12 protein-coding genes are annotated in these 15944 nt (G+C 64.6%); 5 read left to right on the top strand and 7 right to left on the bottom strand.

Annotated elements, in window-relative coordinates; genetic code table 11:
* The first annotated feature begins 62 nt into the window (after nt 1-62).
* Nucleotides 63-1844, top strand: a complete 1782-nt coding sequence (locus AC56LN_RS19940; protein WP_499574359.1) for a DUF885 domain-containing protein — start codon at nt 63-65, stop codon at nt 1842-1844.
* Between the two features lie 7 nt (nt 1845-1851).
* Here the strand turns inward: AC56LN_RS19940 and AC56LN_RS19935 are convergent, their stop codons facing one another.
* From AC56LN_RS19935 to AC56LN_RS19925, 3 genes are read right to left on the bottom strand one after another with little or no spacing between them, the layout of a single operon-like run.
* Nucleotides 1852-2727, bottom strand: coding sequence for a hypothetical protein (locus AC56LN_RS19935; RefSeq protein ID WP_499574358.1), 876 nt, complete (start codon nt 2725-2727; stop codon nt 1852-1854).
* Between the two features lie 37 nt (nt 2728-2764).
* The gene (locus AC56LN_RS19930) at nt 2765-3352 is read right to left on the bottom strand and encodes a TerD family protein (RefSeq protein WP_183553850.1); all 588 of its coding nucleotides are present in this window, start codon (nt 3350-3352) and stop codon (nt 2765-2767) included.
* A gap of 37 nt (nt 3353-3389) precedes the next feature.
* Nucleotides 3390-4523: a toxic anion resistance protein gene (locus AC56LN_RS19925; RefSeq protein ID WP_499574357.1), complete on the bottom strand. Its 1134-nt coding sequence runs from the start codon at nt 4521-4523 to the stop codon at nt 3390-3392.
* A gap of 150 nt (nt 4524-4673) precedes the next feature.
* Here AC56LN_RS19925 and AC56LN_RS19920 point away from each other — a divergent pair, with 150 nt between their 5' ends.
* Nucleotides 4674-4841 carry a DUF2256 domain-containing protein gene (locus tag AC56LN_RS19920; RefSeq protein WP_499574405.1) on the top strand — a complete coding sequence of 56 codons (168 nt, stop codon included), beginning with the start codon at nt 4674-4676 and terminating at the stop codon, nt 4839-4841.
* Here AC56LN_RS19920 and AC56LN_RS19915 read toward each other — a convergent pair.
* Nucleotides 4774-6261: a PKD domain-containing protein gene (locus AC56LN_RS19915; RefSeq protein WP_499574356.1), complete on the bottom strand. Its 1488-nt coding sequence runs from the start codon at nt 6259-6261 to the stop codon at nt 4774-4776. The genes AC56LN_RS19920 and AC56LN_RS19915 overlap by 68 nt on opposite strands.
* A gap of 403 nt (nt 6262-6664) precedes the next feature.
* Between AC56LN_RS19915 and aqpZ the strand changes: the two genes are divergently transcribed.
* Together aqpZ and AC56LN_RS19905 are read left to right on the top strand one after the other, a co-directional pair.
* Nucleotides 6665-7465 carry an aquaporin Z gene (aqpZ, locus tag AC56LN_RS19910; protein ID WP_499574355.1) on the top strand — a complete coding sequence of 267 codons (801 nt, stop codon included), beginning with the start codon at nt 6665-6667 and terminating at the stop codon, nt 7463-7465.
* Nucleotides 7466-7753: 288 nt separating this feature from the next.
* Nucleotides 7754-8911, top strand: a complete 1158-nt coding sequence (locus AC56LN_RS19905) for a zinc-binding metallopeptidase family protein (RefSeq protein WP_499574354.1) — start codon at nt 7754-7756, stop codon at nt 8909-8911.
* Between the two features lie 120 nt (nt 8912-9031).
* Here the strand turns inward: AC56LN_RS19905 and AC56LN_RS19900 are convergent, their stop codons facing one another.
* The 3 genes from AC56LN_RS19900 to AC56LN_RS19890 form a co-directional block, all read right to left on the bottom strand.
* A complete protein-coding gene (locus tag AC56LN_RS19900) occupies nt 9032-9766 on the bottom strand; it encodes a transglutaminase domain-containing protein (RefSeq protein ID WP_499574353.1) in 735 nt (244 codons plus the stop codon).
* Between the two features lie 156 nt (nt 9767-9922).
* Complete coding sequence (locus AC56LN_RS19895; RefSeq protein ID WP_499574352.1) at nt 9923-10981, bottom strand: alpha-E domain-containing protein; 1059 nt, start codon at nt 10979-10981, stop codon at nt 9923-9925.
* A gap of 1 nt (nt 10982) precedes the next feature.
* Complete coding sequence (locus AC56LN_RS19890; protein ID WP_499574404.1) at nt 10983-12395, bottom strand: circularly permuted type 2 ATP-grasp protein; 1413 nt, start codon at nt 12393-12395, stop codon at nt 10983-10985.
* A gap of 190 nt (nt 12396-12585) precedes the next feature.
* Here AC56LN_RS19890 and AC56LN_RS19885 point away from each other — a divergent pair, with 190 nt between their 5' ends.
* Entirely contained in the window at nt 12586-15921 is a 3336-nt protein-coding gene (locus AC56LN_RS19885) for a transglutaminase family protein (RefSeq protein WP_499574351.1), read from the top strand.
* Nucleotides 15922-15944: the final 23 nt, after the last annotated feature.

Below are 15944 nucleotides of genomic sequence, written 5' to 3'. Positions count from 1 at the left end.
GCGCGCTCATTCCCCGGCAGCCCCATGTTATTCTTGCATCGCCCCGACCACCACGAGACCCCATGACCCGCTCGCTTCCCCTGCTCCTGTGCACCCTGCTGTGCGCCGCCCTCCCCGCCATGGCCCAGGTCAAAACGCCGGCCACGCCGGAAAAAATGAACCAGCTGTACGCCGAATACTGGGAAGACTACCTGCGCGAAAATCCGATCGCCGCGACCTTCAACGGCGACGCGCGCTACAACGACCGCTTCGGCCCCGTCTCGTCGGCCGAGGAGCGCAAGCAAAGCCGCGCACTGTCGGAAAAATACCTCGCGGCCAGCGCCAAATTCGATCCGGCGCCACTGCCGGCCGAAGACCGCATCAGCTACGATCTGCTGCGCTACCGCCTGCAGCAGGTGCTCGATGGCCTGCGTTTCCCGTCCGACCTGGTGCCGGTGGACCAGTTCTCGGGCCTGCACCTGATGATGGCCCAGCTGGGTTCCGGCGCCTCGACGCAGCCGTTCCAGACCGTCCAGGATTACGACAACTGGCTGGCGCGCGCTGCTGGCTATGCCCCGGCGGTCGACAACGTGATTGCCGACATGCGCCTCGGTATCAAGCAGGGCATCGTGATGCCGAAGGCGCTGATCAGCCGCGTCTTGCCGCAGCTCGAGAGTGTCGGCAGCGACGATCTGGCGACCAGCACCTATATGGGCCCGGTCAAGAAGTTCCCGGCCTCGTTCAGCGCCGCCGACAAGGCGCGCCTGACCGACGCGTACGGCAAGCTGGTGCGCGAACAGCTCGCGCCTGCCAACCGCAAGCTGCTCGCGTTCATGCGCGACACTTACCTGCCAGCAGGCCGCACGACGGCCGGCATCGGCGCCCTGCCCGGTGGCAAGGAATGGTATGCGTTCCGCGCGCGCCAGTCGACCACGACCGACCTGACGCCGGCGCAGATCCACGACATTGGCCTGTCGGAAGTGGCGCGCATCCGCGCCCAGTTCGAAGAAGCCAAGGTACGCGTGGGCTTCAAGGGCACGCTCCGGCAATTCTTCGACCACCTGAACAATGCGCCCGAGCTGCGCTTCAAGTCGCGCGAGGAAATCCAGGCGGCCTACGAAGGCGTGCGGCCGCAGGTCGAAGCCAAGGTGGGCCAGCTGTTCGCGAACGTGCCGAAAGCGCCATTCGAAATCCGCCCGGTCGAAGCGTTCCGCGAAGTGAGCGCGGCGCCGGCGTCGTACCAGCGCGGTTCGGTCGACGGCAAGCGGCCCGGCATCTTCTATTACAACGCCTACAAGCCCGAGACGCGCACGCGCTTCACCACCAATGCGTTCTTCCTGCACGAAGCGATTCCCGGTCACCACTTCGAACGCAGTCTGGCGCAGGAAACGACCGGCCTGCCGGCCTTCCGCCGCTTCGGTGGCAGTACCGCGTTTTCGGAAGGCTGGGGCCTGTACAGCGAAATGCTGGGCCAGGAAATCGGCATGTACGACGATCCGTGGCAATGGATCGGGCGCCTGACGGCCGAGATCTGGCGCGGCGTGCGTCTGGTGGTCGACACCGGCATCCACGAGAAAGGCTGGACGCGCGAACAGGCCATCGCCTACTTCATGGACAACGTGCCGCAGAACGAAGTGACGGCGGTGCAGGAAGTCGAGCGCTATATCGCGGTGCCGGGCCAGGCGCTGAGCTACAAGATCGGTGAACTCAAGCTGCGCGAACTGCGCGCACGCGCCGAGAAAACGCTGGGCAAGGACTTCGACCTGCGTGCCTTCCACAACGAGGTGCTGTCGCATGGCGCGGTGCCGCTCGACGTGCTGGAAGCGGCGACCGATCGCTGGATCGCGGCGCAGAAGAAAGGCTGAGCGGCCGCTAGTTACCGCCCTGCGCCTGCGCCATCTCGATCGCGGGCAAGGTGACCGTCAGGAATGACGACACCTGCCCGATGAGTTCGGCAGCTTGCTGCCGGACTTGCCCCATCTGCAGGATCGACAGCTCGGCCTGGCGTACTGCCTGCTGGAGCAGCGTGCGCCGCTGCACGAGCGCGTCCAGCAAGGCGACATCGGCCGAGTCACCGGCCAGTGTCGAGACCACCGCCAGAGCGGCTGAATGCAGGCTCAGGTTCTGCGCGGATGCTTCCAGATTGCGCGTGGCGATGTCGCTGTCGGCGATGAGCTGCACCAGTTGCGCGCGGGCGGACGTCAACGCCGGCTTGAATTCAACGGGCGACGTCGCGCGCCGAAACAGCTTGCCGAACATGCCCGCCGGCGCGCGGGTAGTTTCGAGCGCCGCGTCGAGCAAGGCCGGCACCGCCATCTGCGTGAACGACAGCACCAGCTCGGTCACAGGCCGCAGCAACGCAGCCTGCTCCATCAGCGGGCCCTCGCCCCACTCCGTGACCAAAGAAAGCTTCACCGGCAGAAAGCGGCGGAACAAGGCGGCAAAGCGTTGTTCGGCGTGCGCAAACAGGACTGGATAGTCGGCCTTGGCAATGGCCAGCGCGTCACGCACCGCGGGATGATCTTCGCTGTCGAACAGCGCCCTGGGCGCGGCCTTGACGGTCGCGCCCGATACGGCCGGGACGGCTGGCAGGTCGTCGAATGACAGCGGCCTGGGCGGGCTGGCGGGGGCCGCCGGTGCCGAGGCGGCATGCGTGTCGCCGAAATCGAGCGCGCGCGGCGTGGCCGGCGCCTTGACCGGATCGGAAGGCGCCTCGCCCGCGTCACCGAAATCAAATGGCTTGGGCATCAGCGAACGGTGAGCGATAAAACGCGCGCGATCGGCCTCAGACCGTACCGCCCAGCTTGCGGATGAACGTCGCCAGATTGAGCTTGAAGCCGGCGCCGACCGCCTGGAAGCGCCATTCGCCATCCCGGCGATACAGCGAGCCGAACTGCAGCGCAGTCTTGTCCGAGTAGTCTTCGTTCAGGTCGTATTGCGCGATCGTCTCGCCCGTGTCGTCGTTGTACACCTTCACGTAGGCGCCACTGACGCGGCCGAAATTCTGCTTGCGCACCTCGGCGTCGTGGATCGTGACGACGATCGGCATTTCCACCACGGCCGCTTCGACCTTGGCCAGGTCGACGATGATGACTTCGTCGTCGCCATCCTTGTCGCCCGTGCGGTTGTCGCCCGAGTGCACCACCGCGCCGTCGGGCGACGTGGTGTGGTTGTAATAGACGAAGTGGGCGTTGCTGATCATGACCGGGTGGTCGTCCGCATCCTTCCTGCACAGGAAGACGGATGAATCGAGGTCGAACGCCTGGCCTTCGGCCGCATTGACCTTCCAGCCCAGGCCGATACGAACGCGCTTCAGGCCCGGCGCCGTCTTCTCGAGGTTGATGCGGTGGCCGGTTTCGAGCGTGGTCGACATGGATATTCCTTTATGAATGTAATGGGTCAGGTCGTGCTTACTGCGCGCCGGGCGTTGATGCCGACGAGAAGCGCGTGATCAGTTCGCGCTCGAGTTCCTGCAGCTTCGGCAGCTCGTCCCTGCGGCGCTGCTGGCCTTCGTTCGAGATTTGCTCGAGCTTGTCGAACGCGGTCATCAGCTGCGTCTGCACGTGCTGGGCGGTTTCGAGGCTGACGATCGAGCGCTGCTTGACGCGGGCCACGGTCTCGGTGTTTTCCAGGAGCATGTCGGCCTGGGTGCGGAACGCCGCATCGGTCGCATCGTAGGCGGCGTTGGCCACGGCCGCACTCTGCTTGGCTTCGAGCTGCAGCAGGTACAGCGAGAACACGTTGCGCCAGGCCGGGATCGACACGTTGACGATATCGGTAAAGGTGTCGGTCAGTGCGCGCGCATTGTCTTGCGACAGACGGATTTGCGGCACCATCTGCGTGGCCATCAGCATGGCGCGGCGCAGGTCGTCGATGCGCTTTTCGAGCCGCTCCAGACGGCGCCGCAATTCGGTCGCCTGTTGCGCCTCGAATGCATTGGCCGGCGCTGCCTGCTGCGCAACCGCCTGCTGCAGCTTGGCGGCCCAGGCTTCGCCCTTCTTGACGTCGGCATCCAGGCCCTGGTAATAGATTTCCAGGCCCTTGTACATCTCGTCGAAATCATTGATGCGGCCGCGGTGCACGTTGGCATGGCGCGTCATCTCGGTCACCAGCGTGTCCATGCGCGACTCGACTACCTGGTACTGCGACAGCATCTTTTCCTTGACCGAACCGAACATGCCCGTCACGCGCGACATCAGGCCGCTAGAACGCAGCTTGGCCGGGTCGAGGCCCTTGGCGGTGGCGATCAGTTCGTTCAGCTGCGCACCGAAGACATCGGAGTCGGAGGCGCGCACGGTGCCCAGCAGCTTGGCCGACACCTTGGCCACGCTCGCACCGGTGGCGCCGCCGAGGGACTCGATGGCCTTATCGTCGATGCCGGAAAGATCGACGCGCACCAGCGGCACCGCGCTCGCTTCCGGACGCAGTGCCGGCAGCGCATCGGTGCCGGCAGGACTGAACAAGGGCGGCAGCGCCGGCGCCGGGGTTACCGGCACTGCGGATGCTGCGTTCGCTTCTTCTTCGGCGGAGAACAGCGGCTTCATGGCAATCCTTCAGGTGTGAGGTGACAATATTGATAGCTTACCACCGGTCAAACCGGCTGAGCGAGTGTCACCTGACGACTGCGCCTGACGTCGTCGTCACGATATGGATGCCGTGTGTCGGCGCGCGCCCGCAGCCGCTACAATCCCTCCATGAAGATGCGCAAGAAATCCGAGCTGCCCACCAAGATCTGCGCCCACTGCGCGCTGCCGTTTGCCTGGCGCAAGAAGTGGGAGCGCGACTGGGAGCAGGTCAAATATTGCTCGGAGCGGTGCCGTCGTGCGGCGCCGTCGGACCGGTCACCACCACAGTCCGGCTGACGGCGGACCTGCGTCCGTCGCGCCCCACCACCGTCGCTGTGACCGCATACACGCCAGGCACTGCAAAGCTGTGACTGGCGCTCGCGCTGCCGACGCCGCCCTCCTCCACGATCTGGCGCGCCGTCCCGCTACTGCCGTCACCCCACGCCCACTCGACGCTGCGCGTACCCGTCCGGTCGCCGTCGACGAAGCTGACCGACGCCTGCAGTGGCACGCCCGCCTGCGCCTGCGCAGGCAGAATCAGCGGCCCTAACGTGTGACCGCATGTACATCCCCGATCTGGCCTCAGCAGCACCAGGCCGGCATTCGACCCCGCGACGATCGCGCCGTTGTCATTGATCGCCAGCGCCTGGTCCAGCACGAGACCCGGCGGCGCATGGCGCAGCGCGCGGTTCAGGTCGAGCATACCGCCTGCCGCGCTCCAGACGAAGGCGCGCATGGCACCGAGCCGGTCCTCGGCAAAACCGACAATCTGGCCGCGGGCGTTGACAGCGCGCGCGGCGGATGTCCGCCCGCCCAGCGTGCCGAGCTCACGCATGCCACCCTGGCGCGTCCAGGACATTGCCCTTTGATGCCCATCCGGATACCCGATGCTTCCGGCGATGTGCAGGCCGGGCGTCATTGCATGGGCCGATGCGGTGGAACCGCGGCCGGTGCCGAGATCGACCATGCCGGTGGCGCGCGTCCACAGGAAGGGGCGCTCGCCGCCGTCATCGAACGACGCGAGCCGGTTGCCTGCCACCTCATTACCGGCCCCCACGGCCACCGGTGACGATTCGACGCTGCCCAGCGTATCGATGTCGATGAGCCCATCCGAACGTGTCCAGACGAAGGTGCGCGTGAACTCGTCGTCGATCGTCGTCACGCCGGCAACCAGGCCGGCGTTGTTGATCACACGGCCGGACGCAGGCGCCGGGATGCCGGGCGTGACGCCCAGGTCTTCGACGCCGCTGGCAACGCTCCAGCGAAACGGATGCGCCGCATCGCCCATCGCGCCGGTGACGACGCCGTGGCTGTTGATGGCCCAGCCATATGAACGACCACGGGATGGGGCGGCGCGCAGGTCGAGCATGCCGCCGCGCGCGCTCCAGACGAACGCATTCTCGACGCCAGCGTCATTGAGCGACGTGCCGGCCACCTGCCCGGCATCGTTCAGGTCGTTTACATACACGGTGCGGCCGCCCAGCGAACCCATCCCTCGAACGACATTGCCGTCGTAGAAGTAGCCGTCCGTACGATCGCCGTGGATCAGCGAGAACGCAACGTGCCCTGACGCATTGATGCGTGGGTAAGTCGCGATCGCGCCCGTGCCCAGATTGATCACGCGGTAGGCGGCTGGTGCTACGCCAGCACCGCCGTTGGCATGGATGGGCGCTGGCGCCGGCTGCGCCAGCGCGGGACTGGCTGCCCCAAGTAACAACAGCCCCGCCCACAAGCCCGTGCACGCCAGACATCGCATGGCGCTGACAACCGACATTCCCTTCCCCCGAATCCAATGCATGATTTCTCCCGTCAATATTAGGCAGCGCCAATCGGTCGAGACCCGGCACCATCGCGATGTCGGGCAGCGCGGCAATCATGCACGGCGCCGCGCACGCACGGTACGGCGCGCCCTGAAATCGCGCGATGGTTTGTGCTGCGCCAATGTACGCGGAGGCTGTCAATTTTCTGCAGACACGAGATGCACAGTCCATGGAACCTCGCACCGCACACGGTGTCCTACCAACACCTGCGGCCGTCGACACTGCCACCACGTTCTCCACCGATATCTGCTGGTGTCCGCTGCTGTTTCATATTGCACTAGTGATCCGAAGGAGAGCACGATGAAAACCTACGGCGCCGAGTTTCTCGGCACTTTCTGGCTGGTGATGGGCGGGTGCGGCAGCGCGGTGCTGGCTGCCGCATTTCCCGAACTGGGCATCGGCCTGCATGGCGTCGCCCTCGCCTTCGGCTTGTCCGTGCTCACAATGGCGTATGCGATCGGCCACATCTCGGGTTGCCACCTGAATCCGGCGGTCTCGATCGGACTGTGGGCCGGGGGCCGCTTTCCCGCGCAAGAGCTGTTTCCTTATATCGTGGCGCAGCTCGCCGGCGGCATCCTCGCCGGCGGCGTGCTGTATGTGATTGCCAGCGGCGCCCCTGGCTTTGACAGCGCCAATGGCTTTGCTGCCAATGGCTACGGCGATCATTCGCCAGGCGGCTATTCGCTGCTGGCGGGGCTGCTGAGCGAAGTGGTCATGACCACGTTCTTCCTGCTGATTATCCTGGGTGTGACCGACCAGCGTGCGCCCAAAGGGTTTGCGCCGGTGGCAATCGGCTTCGCGCTGACCCTGGTTCATCTGATCAGCATCCCTGTGACCAACACGTCCGTCAATCCTGCGCGCAGCACGGCCGTTGCCGTGTATGCCGGCGACTGGGCCGTGGGGCAGCTATGGCTGTTCTGGATCGCGCCGATCGCCGGCGCGTTACTCGGCGCCGCGCTCTACCGCGTCATTGGCGCGCAGGCGCCGGTGTCGGAACCGGTCGACGCGCCCGCCTATGGCCATGTGGAGCGCCGTCAGCGGCAAGTGCGCGGTAGCGGCGGCGTCCGTGAGCAAGGCCAGCATTTACGCCCGGGCACCTGATCGCGCCAGACAAACGGGTCAGCCTGTCACTGGCCGCCGGGCCGCCGGGCCGCCGGGCCACCGGGCGCCGGACCACAGCACCAACAGATCACGCCACTTATCGGCGGTGGTCTGTTGTTTTTTCTGCACATTTTTTCTCGCCACTGGTGCGCACACCAAGGGCATAACGGGCGCGCGTACAGGGGGCGCACACGATATGAGGCATTGTCTTACATGATTCAACCCACATCGCATTTACTGTTAGATTGTTAATACACCTTCACCTCCAACCTCTCTATCAGTGCTGCTATGAAAACCTTTCACTGCGACAAATGTTCGCATCAGATCTTCTTCGAGAACACCCTTTGCTTCAATTGCGAAAGCACCCTGGGTTACCAGCCTTCGCAGCGTTCCATCAACAGCTTCGAGCAAGCTGAAGACGGCCTGTGGCGCAGCCTGAACCGCAAGGACGAAGGCAAGCTGTACAAGCAGTGCAGCAATTATGTGCAGCACAATGTGTGCAACTGGATGCTGCCAGCGGATGACCCGCATGAGTTGTGCGAATCGTGCCAGCTGACGGTCGTGATCCCCGCGCTGACATCGGAGAAGAACCGCGTCCTGTGGTCGCGTCTTGAAACCGCCAAGCGCCGCCTGCTGTTCTCGCTGGCGCAGCTGAACCTGACCCCTGCCTCGAAAGAAATCCAGCCCGACACCGGCCTGGCATTCCAGTTCCTTGAAGACGGCGTGACCGACCAGTGCGTGATGACTGGCCACGACAATGGCCTGATCACACTGAACATCGCCGAAGCCGATCCGGCCGAGCGCGAGCGCACGCGCGAACAGATGCACGAACGCTACCGCACGCTGCTGGGTCACTTCCGCCACGAGAGTGGCCACTATTATTTCGACCGCCTGGTGGCCGATACCCCATGGATCGACAGCTACCGCGCGCTGTTCGGCGACGAGCGCCAGGATTATGGCGACGCACTCAAGCGGCACTATGAAAACGGGCCGGTCGCCGACTGGGAAGAGCGCTTCGTGAGCAGCTACGCCGCATCGCACCCATGGGAAGACTGGGCTGAAACCTGGGCCCATTACCTGCACATGATCGACACGCTGGAAACCGCGCACTCGTGCGGCCTGTCGCTCAAGCCAGCCAAGGCCGACGAGCCGGAACTGGACAAGATCACGCTACCAACGAAATCCGGCGCGTTCGAAGAAACGCTCAGCGACTGGTTCGCGCTGACCTACGTGCTCAATAGCCTGAACCGCAGCATCGGCATGCCGGATTCGTACCCGTTCAAGCTCAGCACGCCGGTGCTGGAAAAGCTGGAATTCGTGCACAAGGTCGTGCGTGATCAGATGGGCAAGCCGTCTCTGGCGGCGCAGGCGGCGCAGGCACCGGCGACTGCACCTGCACCGGTTGCACCAGTAGCACCGGCAGCACCGGCACCAGCCGCTGTCTGACTCGATGTAGGGTGGACGGCTATGCCGTCCACTCGTTCAAATCAAGGTGAATTTGTGGCGCGCCGAGAATCGTTGAACGCGTGGACGGGAAACCCGTCCACCCTACTGGCGGGGAGATCGTCAACCTGGCGCCCCTTCCAGCAACTCCACCGTCACCTGCATCTCATGCAACGCCAGCGCCGGTCCGAACTGCGTGAAGATCGCCACATCGGCGGCATCGCGCCCATACCCCACCGTCACGCGTCCACCACGCGGCCCATCCTGCGTCGCATCGAACGTGTACCAGCGCCCTCCCACATATGCCTCGAACCACGCATGCAGGTCCATCGGCACCAGGCCGTGCAGGTAACCAGCCACGATCCGCGCCGGAATGCTCAGCGCGCGGCACAAGGCGATGCCCAGGTGCGCCAGGTCGCGGCACACGCCTTCGCGGTATTCATTGACCTCGGTCGCTGACATCTGGTTCTGGTTCGATGCAGGATTGAAGCGCACCTCGCGCCGTATCCAGTCGCTGATGCAGGCGACCTGGTCGTACCCTGGCGCGACGCCCGCCACGATCGCGCTGGCCATCTCGGCGAACCGGTCGGATTCGCAGTAGCGGCTCGGTAACAGATACAGCAGCACGTCCACCGGCAAGGTCTGCACTTCGTCAAACGGCGCACCGGGCGCGACGTTGATGACCTGGTCGGTCAGCACATCGGCCGACGTCTGGATCGAAAAGTCGCCGGGCAGCGCTGTCAGGCGCTGGCACAGGTTGCCATAGGCATCCGTGTATTCAAGCACCTGCACGCTCGGGGTAAGCGTATAGGATTCGCGCGCCACCCATTGCTGCGCACCGCTGCGGGGACGCAGCATCAGGATGAATGGCGTAGGCTGATCAACGCTAAAACTGAGCTTGCAACCGGTTCGCAGCCACATCGCAGGCCCGCCTTCCTTCTTTAACTGTGCGCACCGTCATGACGCACGCTCGCCATGACGGTGCGCGGCGCCACGGTTTGGTGCGCGGATTGATCAGCGCGTCTGCGACTGTGTTTGTGATTGCGTCTGTGACGATGTCTGCGACGAAGTTTGCGACTGCGTCTGCGACTGCATCGGTGCAGGCACCGGCACAACCTCCGGCAACTCCGGCGCCACTGGCAGCAGGAAGTCGCGTCCGATACCGTTGCCAAGATCGCCAATACTGGCAAGGAACCTGGTCAGGAACTCGTGCAGGCCTTCGTCGAGAATCTCGTTGATCTCGGCCGACTTGAGCGACGCATGCAGTTTTTCCGCCAGCCGCTCGGTGTCATGCGACAGCTCGTTGCGCACGTCCTGCAGCACGGCGACGACGGCAGCCATGCAGGCCACCAGCGAGCGCGGCATCTTGCCTTGCAAAATCAACAGTTCGGCTACACGCGTCGGCGTGATCGCGTGGCGGTACACCTTGCGATACGTCTCGAACGCGGATACCGAGCGCAGCAGCGCGGCCAGGTAATAGTATTCGCCCTGCGCGCCCTCCTGGATCGTGTCCGATGCCAGGAACCGGAACTTCACGTCGAGGATCCGCGCCGTGTTGTCGGCCCGTTCCAGGAAGGTGCCCAGGCGGATGAAGTTGAATGCTTCATCCTGGAACATCGTGCCCAGCGTGACGCCGCGCGACAGGTGCGAACGGTACTTGACCCATTCCAGGAACTGGCCGGGATCGCGTTCGAACATGCGCTCGCTCAGGTGCTTTTGCAGCACGAGCCAGGTGGTGTTCTCGGTTTCCCAGACTTCGGTGGTCAAGGTGCCGCGCACGGCGCGGGCATTCTCGCGCGCGGCGCGCAGGCAGCTGGCGATCGACGACGGGTTGTCCGGGTCGCGCACCATGAAGTCGATGACGTTCTTTTGCGTCAGCGCGTCGTACTTGGCGTCGAACTGGGCTTCGAGTTCGGACACGCTCAGCATCGTGCGCCAACCTTGCTGCTCGGCCTGGGCCGATTGCGGCATCAGCGAATACTGGACGCGCACGTCGAGCATGCGCGCCGTGTTTTCAGCCCGCTCGGTGTAGCGGGCCATCCAGAACAAATGATCTGCGGTGCGGCTCAACATGCTAGTTCTCCAGTATCCAGGTGTCCTTGGTGCCGCCGCCCTGCGACGAATTGACCACCAGGGAGCCTTCTTGCAACGCCACGCGGGTCAGCCCGCCCGGCACCATCGACACGCTCTTGCCCGACAACACGAACGGGCGCAGGTCGATGTGGCGCGGCGCGATGCCCGATTCCACATAAGTCGGACACGCCGACAGCGCCAGCGTCGGCTGGGCGATGTAGCCATCCGGATTGGCCAGCAGGCGGCGGCGGAAGTCTTCGATCTCGGCCGTCGTCGAGGCCGGTCCGACCAGCATCCCGTAGCCGCCCGCGCCGTGCACCTCCTTGACCACCAGTTGCGGCAAGTTCGCCAGTGTGTAGTCCAGGTGCTCTTTTTTGCGGCACTGGTAGGTCGGCACGTTGTTCAGGATCGGCTTTTCGCCGAGGTAGAACTCGATCATGTCCGGCACGAACGGGTAGATCGACTTGTCGTCGGCCACGCCGGTACCGATGGCATTGGCCAGGCCGACGCGGCCGGCGCGCACCGCGTCGAGCAGACCCGGCACGCCCAGCGTCGATTCGGGACGGAACGCGCGCGGATCGAGGTAATCGTCGTCGATGCGGCGATAGATGACGTCGACCTGCTTCGGGCCGCGCGTCGTGCGCATGTAGACGGTGTCGTTGCTGACATACAGGTCTTGCCCCTGCACCAGTGCCACGCCCATTTGCTGGGCCAGGAACGCGTGCTCGAAGTAGGCCGAATTGTGCATGCCAGGCGTGAGCACGACCACGGTCGGATCGTCGCCGCCACGCGGCGCCACGGTCCGCAGATTGTCCAGCAGCAGGTCGGGATAATGGTCGACCGGTGCCACGCGGTTGCTCGCGAACAGCGCCGGGAACAGCCGCATCATCATCTTGCGGTTTTCCAGCATGTACGACACGCCCGACGGCACGCGCAGATTGTCTTCCAGGACGTAGAACTCGCCCTCGCCCGCGCGCACGATGTCGACGCCCGCAATGTGCGCGTAGATGTCCAGGGGCACCTTGACGCCTTGCATGGCCGGCCGGTACTGCGCGTTATTCAGGATCTGTTCAGCGGGAATGACGCCCGCCTTCAGGATGTTCTGGTCGTGGTACACATCGTGCAGGAAGCGGTTCAGCGCAGTCACGCGCTGCACCAGGCCAGCCTGCAGCTTGGCCCACTCGGCGGCGTTGATCACGCGCGGAATGATGTCGAATGGGATCAGGCGTTCCTTGCCGGCGTTGTCGCCGTACACAGCGAACGTGATCCCCACGCGTTGGAAGTTCAGCTCGGCTTCTGCCCGCTTCTGATCGATCAGATGTGGGGGCTGCTGGGCGAGCCAATCCGCGAACGCCTGGTAATGAGGTCGTACGGTTGCTGCCGTGGAATACATTTCATCGTAAAAGTTCGACATCATTGCCTCCTGTGCCAGAATACTAACAAGAAACGTGCCAGCCACCCCGTCCGACTCGCAAGTCAAACGAACGCAGGTATGAATCATGCTTAAATGCTTCTATCTTGCGCTTACTTAGTTGCGCGCAAACCAATACGACCAAATTCAGAGCGCCGGCATCGATCGCGCCCCAATCGAAAGGCACTACCGCATGGCTATCCGCGTTGCGCTTCATCACAAGACCAGCTACCGTTACGACCGCCTGGTCAATCTGTCACCGCATGAAGTGCGCCTGCGTCCGGCGCCACATGCGCGTACGCCGATCCTGTCGTATTCGTTGACCGTCCTGCCGAAAGAGCATTTCATCAATTGGCAGCAAGACCCGTACGGCAATTACATCGGCCGTTTCGTGTTCCCCGAACAAACCGACGTGCTCGAGTTCACGGTCGATCTCGTTGCGGACATGACGGTGATTAACCCGTTCGACTTCTTCGTCGAAAAGTACGCCGAGACCTTCCCGTTCGCCTACCCGGACCTGCTGCAGTCGGAACTGAGCCCGTACACCAGGTCGCAGGAACCTGGCCCGCTGCTGACCGAGTGGGTCGCCGACGCGCGACGCGAACTGCTGGCCCAGCCGATGGGCACGAACGACTTCCTGGTGGCCATCAACCAGCGCCTACAGCGCGATATCGCGTACCTGCTGCGGATGGAACCGGGCGTGCAGGAGCCGGAAGACACGCTGCAGAAGCGCTCCGGCTCGTGCCGCGATACCGGCTGGCTGCTGGTGCAGATCCTGCGCGAGATGGGTCTGGCGGCGCGCTTCGTGTCCGGCTACCTGATCCAGCTCACCGCCGACCAGGAAGCGCTCGACGGGCCGAGCGGCACCACCGTCGACTTCACCGACCTGCACGCCTGGACCGAGGTGTATGTGCCGGGCGCCGGCTGGATTGGCCTCGACCCGACCTCCGGCATGCTGGCCAGCGAAGGCCATATTCCACTGGCCTGCACGGCGATGCCGTCGTCGGCTGCGCCGGTGACCGGCTTTACCGACAAGGCCGAGGTCACGTTCGTCCACGAAATGACGATCACGCGCATCCACGAAGACCCGCGCGTGACCAAGCCGTACGCGGAACACGACTGGGACAAGATCAACCGCCTGGGCCAGCAGGTCGATTCTGACCTGATGAACCAGGACGTGCGCCTGACGCAGGGCGGCGAGCCGACCTTTGTCTCGATCGACGACATGGACGGCGCCGAATGGAACACGCTGGCGCATGGCGACAAGAAGCGTGAGCTGGCGGGCAACCTGATGCACCGCCTGAAGAACCATTTTGCACCGGGCGGCATGATCCATTACGGCCAGGGCAAGTGGTATCCGGGCGAGCCGCTGCCACGCTGGGCGCTGAACATCTTCTGGCGCGTCGACGGCCAGCCGATGTGGTTCGATCCATCGCTGTTCTCGGACGAGCACATCGATGATGGCTACGGCAGCGAGGATGCCGGCCGCTTTGCCGCGGAGCTGGTCAAATCGCTCGGCCTGCCGGCCGGCTGCGCCATCCCGGCCTATGAAGACGTGCTGCTGCAAGCCCAGCGCGAGCAGGCGCTGCCGCGCAATCTCGATCCGCTGGACGCCGACCTGAAAGCACCGGGAGAGCGCCGCCGCCTGGCGCGCCTGCTCGAACGGGGCCTGGGCCAGGTGGCCGGCTACGTGCTGCCGCTGAAAGCCCGCGAACACGATCCGTCGGTCATGCTGGGCACCAGCTGGCGCACGTCGCCGTGGCCGCTCAAGCGCGAAAACCTGTACCTGATCGAGGGCGATTCGCCGATCGGCCTGCGCCTGCCGCTGGCCACGCTGCCATGGGTGCTGCCCGAAGAGCGCGATCCCGATTTCGATGTCGACCCGTTCGCGCCGCGCGGCCCGCTCCCGGTCGGCAAGAAGGACCGGCGCCCGGTCCTGAGCGTGGCGCCCGGAAAATCGACGCACAAGACGGCGCCTGCGCCGGCCGACCCGGAAGCGCGCGAAGTCATTCACACCGCGCTGTGCCTCGAAGTGCGCGCGGGCCGCCTGTACATCTTCATGCCGCCGCAAAAGCGCATCGAGGATTACCTGGCGCTCGTGACGGCGGTCGAGAACACCGCGGCCAAGCTGAAGATGAAGCTGCGCATCGAGGGTTATGCGCCACCGCGCGACCCGCGCATCAAGCTGCTCAGCGTCACGCCCGATCCGGGTGTCATCGAGGTCAATATTCATCCGGCCGCGAGCTGGCATGAGCTGGTCCACAATATGACCACGCTGTATCAGGAAGCGCGTCTGACCCGCCTGGGCACCGAGAAATTCATGCTCGACGGCCGCCATACCGGCACCGGCGGCGGCAACCACGCAACGCTGGGTGGCGCCACGGTCGAAGACAGCCCGATGCTGCGCCGGCCGGATCTGCTGAAAAGCCTGATCACGTACTGGCAGATCCACCCAGCGCTGTCGTATCTGTTCTCGGGCACCTTCATCGGCCCGACCAGCCAGGCGCCGCGCGTGGATGAAGCACGCGACGACAACCTGTACGAACTGGCGATCGCGTTCCAGCAAATGGACAAGGTGCTGCCGACCATGCACCCCGGCGACAAGCCGTGGATGGTCGACCGCCTGCTGCGCAATATGCTGGTCGACCTGACCGGCAACACGCACCGCTCGGAGTTCTCGATCGACAAGCTGTATTCGCCGGACGGCCCGACCGGCCGCCTCGGCCTGGTGGAATTCCGCGCCTTCGAAATGCCGCCGCACGAGCGCATGAGCCTCTTGCAAATGCTGCTGCTGCGCGCCCTGGTCGCACGCTTCTGGCGCCAGCCGTTGCAGGCCAAGCTCGTACACTGGGGCACGGCGCTGCACGACCGCTGGATGCTGCCGCACTTCGTCGCGCAGGATATCCGCGACGTGGCGAAAGACCTGCGCGCGGCCGGCTATGCGTTCGAGGATCACTGGTTCGAGCCGTTCATCGAGTTCCGCTTCCCGCGCTTTGGCACCGTCGTCTACGAAGGCGTCGAGATGGAACTGCGCCAGGCGATCGAGCCATGGAATGTGCTGGGCGAAGAAGTGTCCGCCGGCGGCACCGCGCGCTACGTCGACTCGTCGGTCGAGCGCATGCAGCTGCTGGTGCGCGGACTGACCGATGGGCGCCACGTGGTGGCCTGCAATGGCCGCATGCTGCCGCTGCATCCGACCGGCGTGCCGGGCGAATACGTGGCCGGCGTGCGCTTCCGCGCCTGGAGCCCATGGTCGGCGCTGCATCCGAGCATCGGGGTGCAGGCGCCGCTCGTGTTCGACCTGGTCGACACCTGGAGCGGGCGCTCGATCGGCGGCTGCACCTACCACGTCGTGCACCCGGGCGGGCGCAGCGAAACCGGCTCGCCGGTCAATGCCAATGCTGCCGAGGCACGCCGCTTTGCCCGCTTCTGGCCACACGGTCACACGCCGGGCCCGTTCACGGTGTATAAGGAAGACCTCAATCCGAGCTTCCCGATGACCCTCGATTTGCGCTGGCAGCCGATGTAAGCTGGCATTCGTTTCAACCGTAA

It is taken from the genome of Telluria sp. ZT3P26 (genome assembly GCF_059686035.1).
This window is presented reverse-complemented; position numbering and strand designations above follow the sequence as displayed.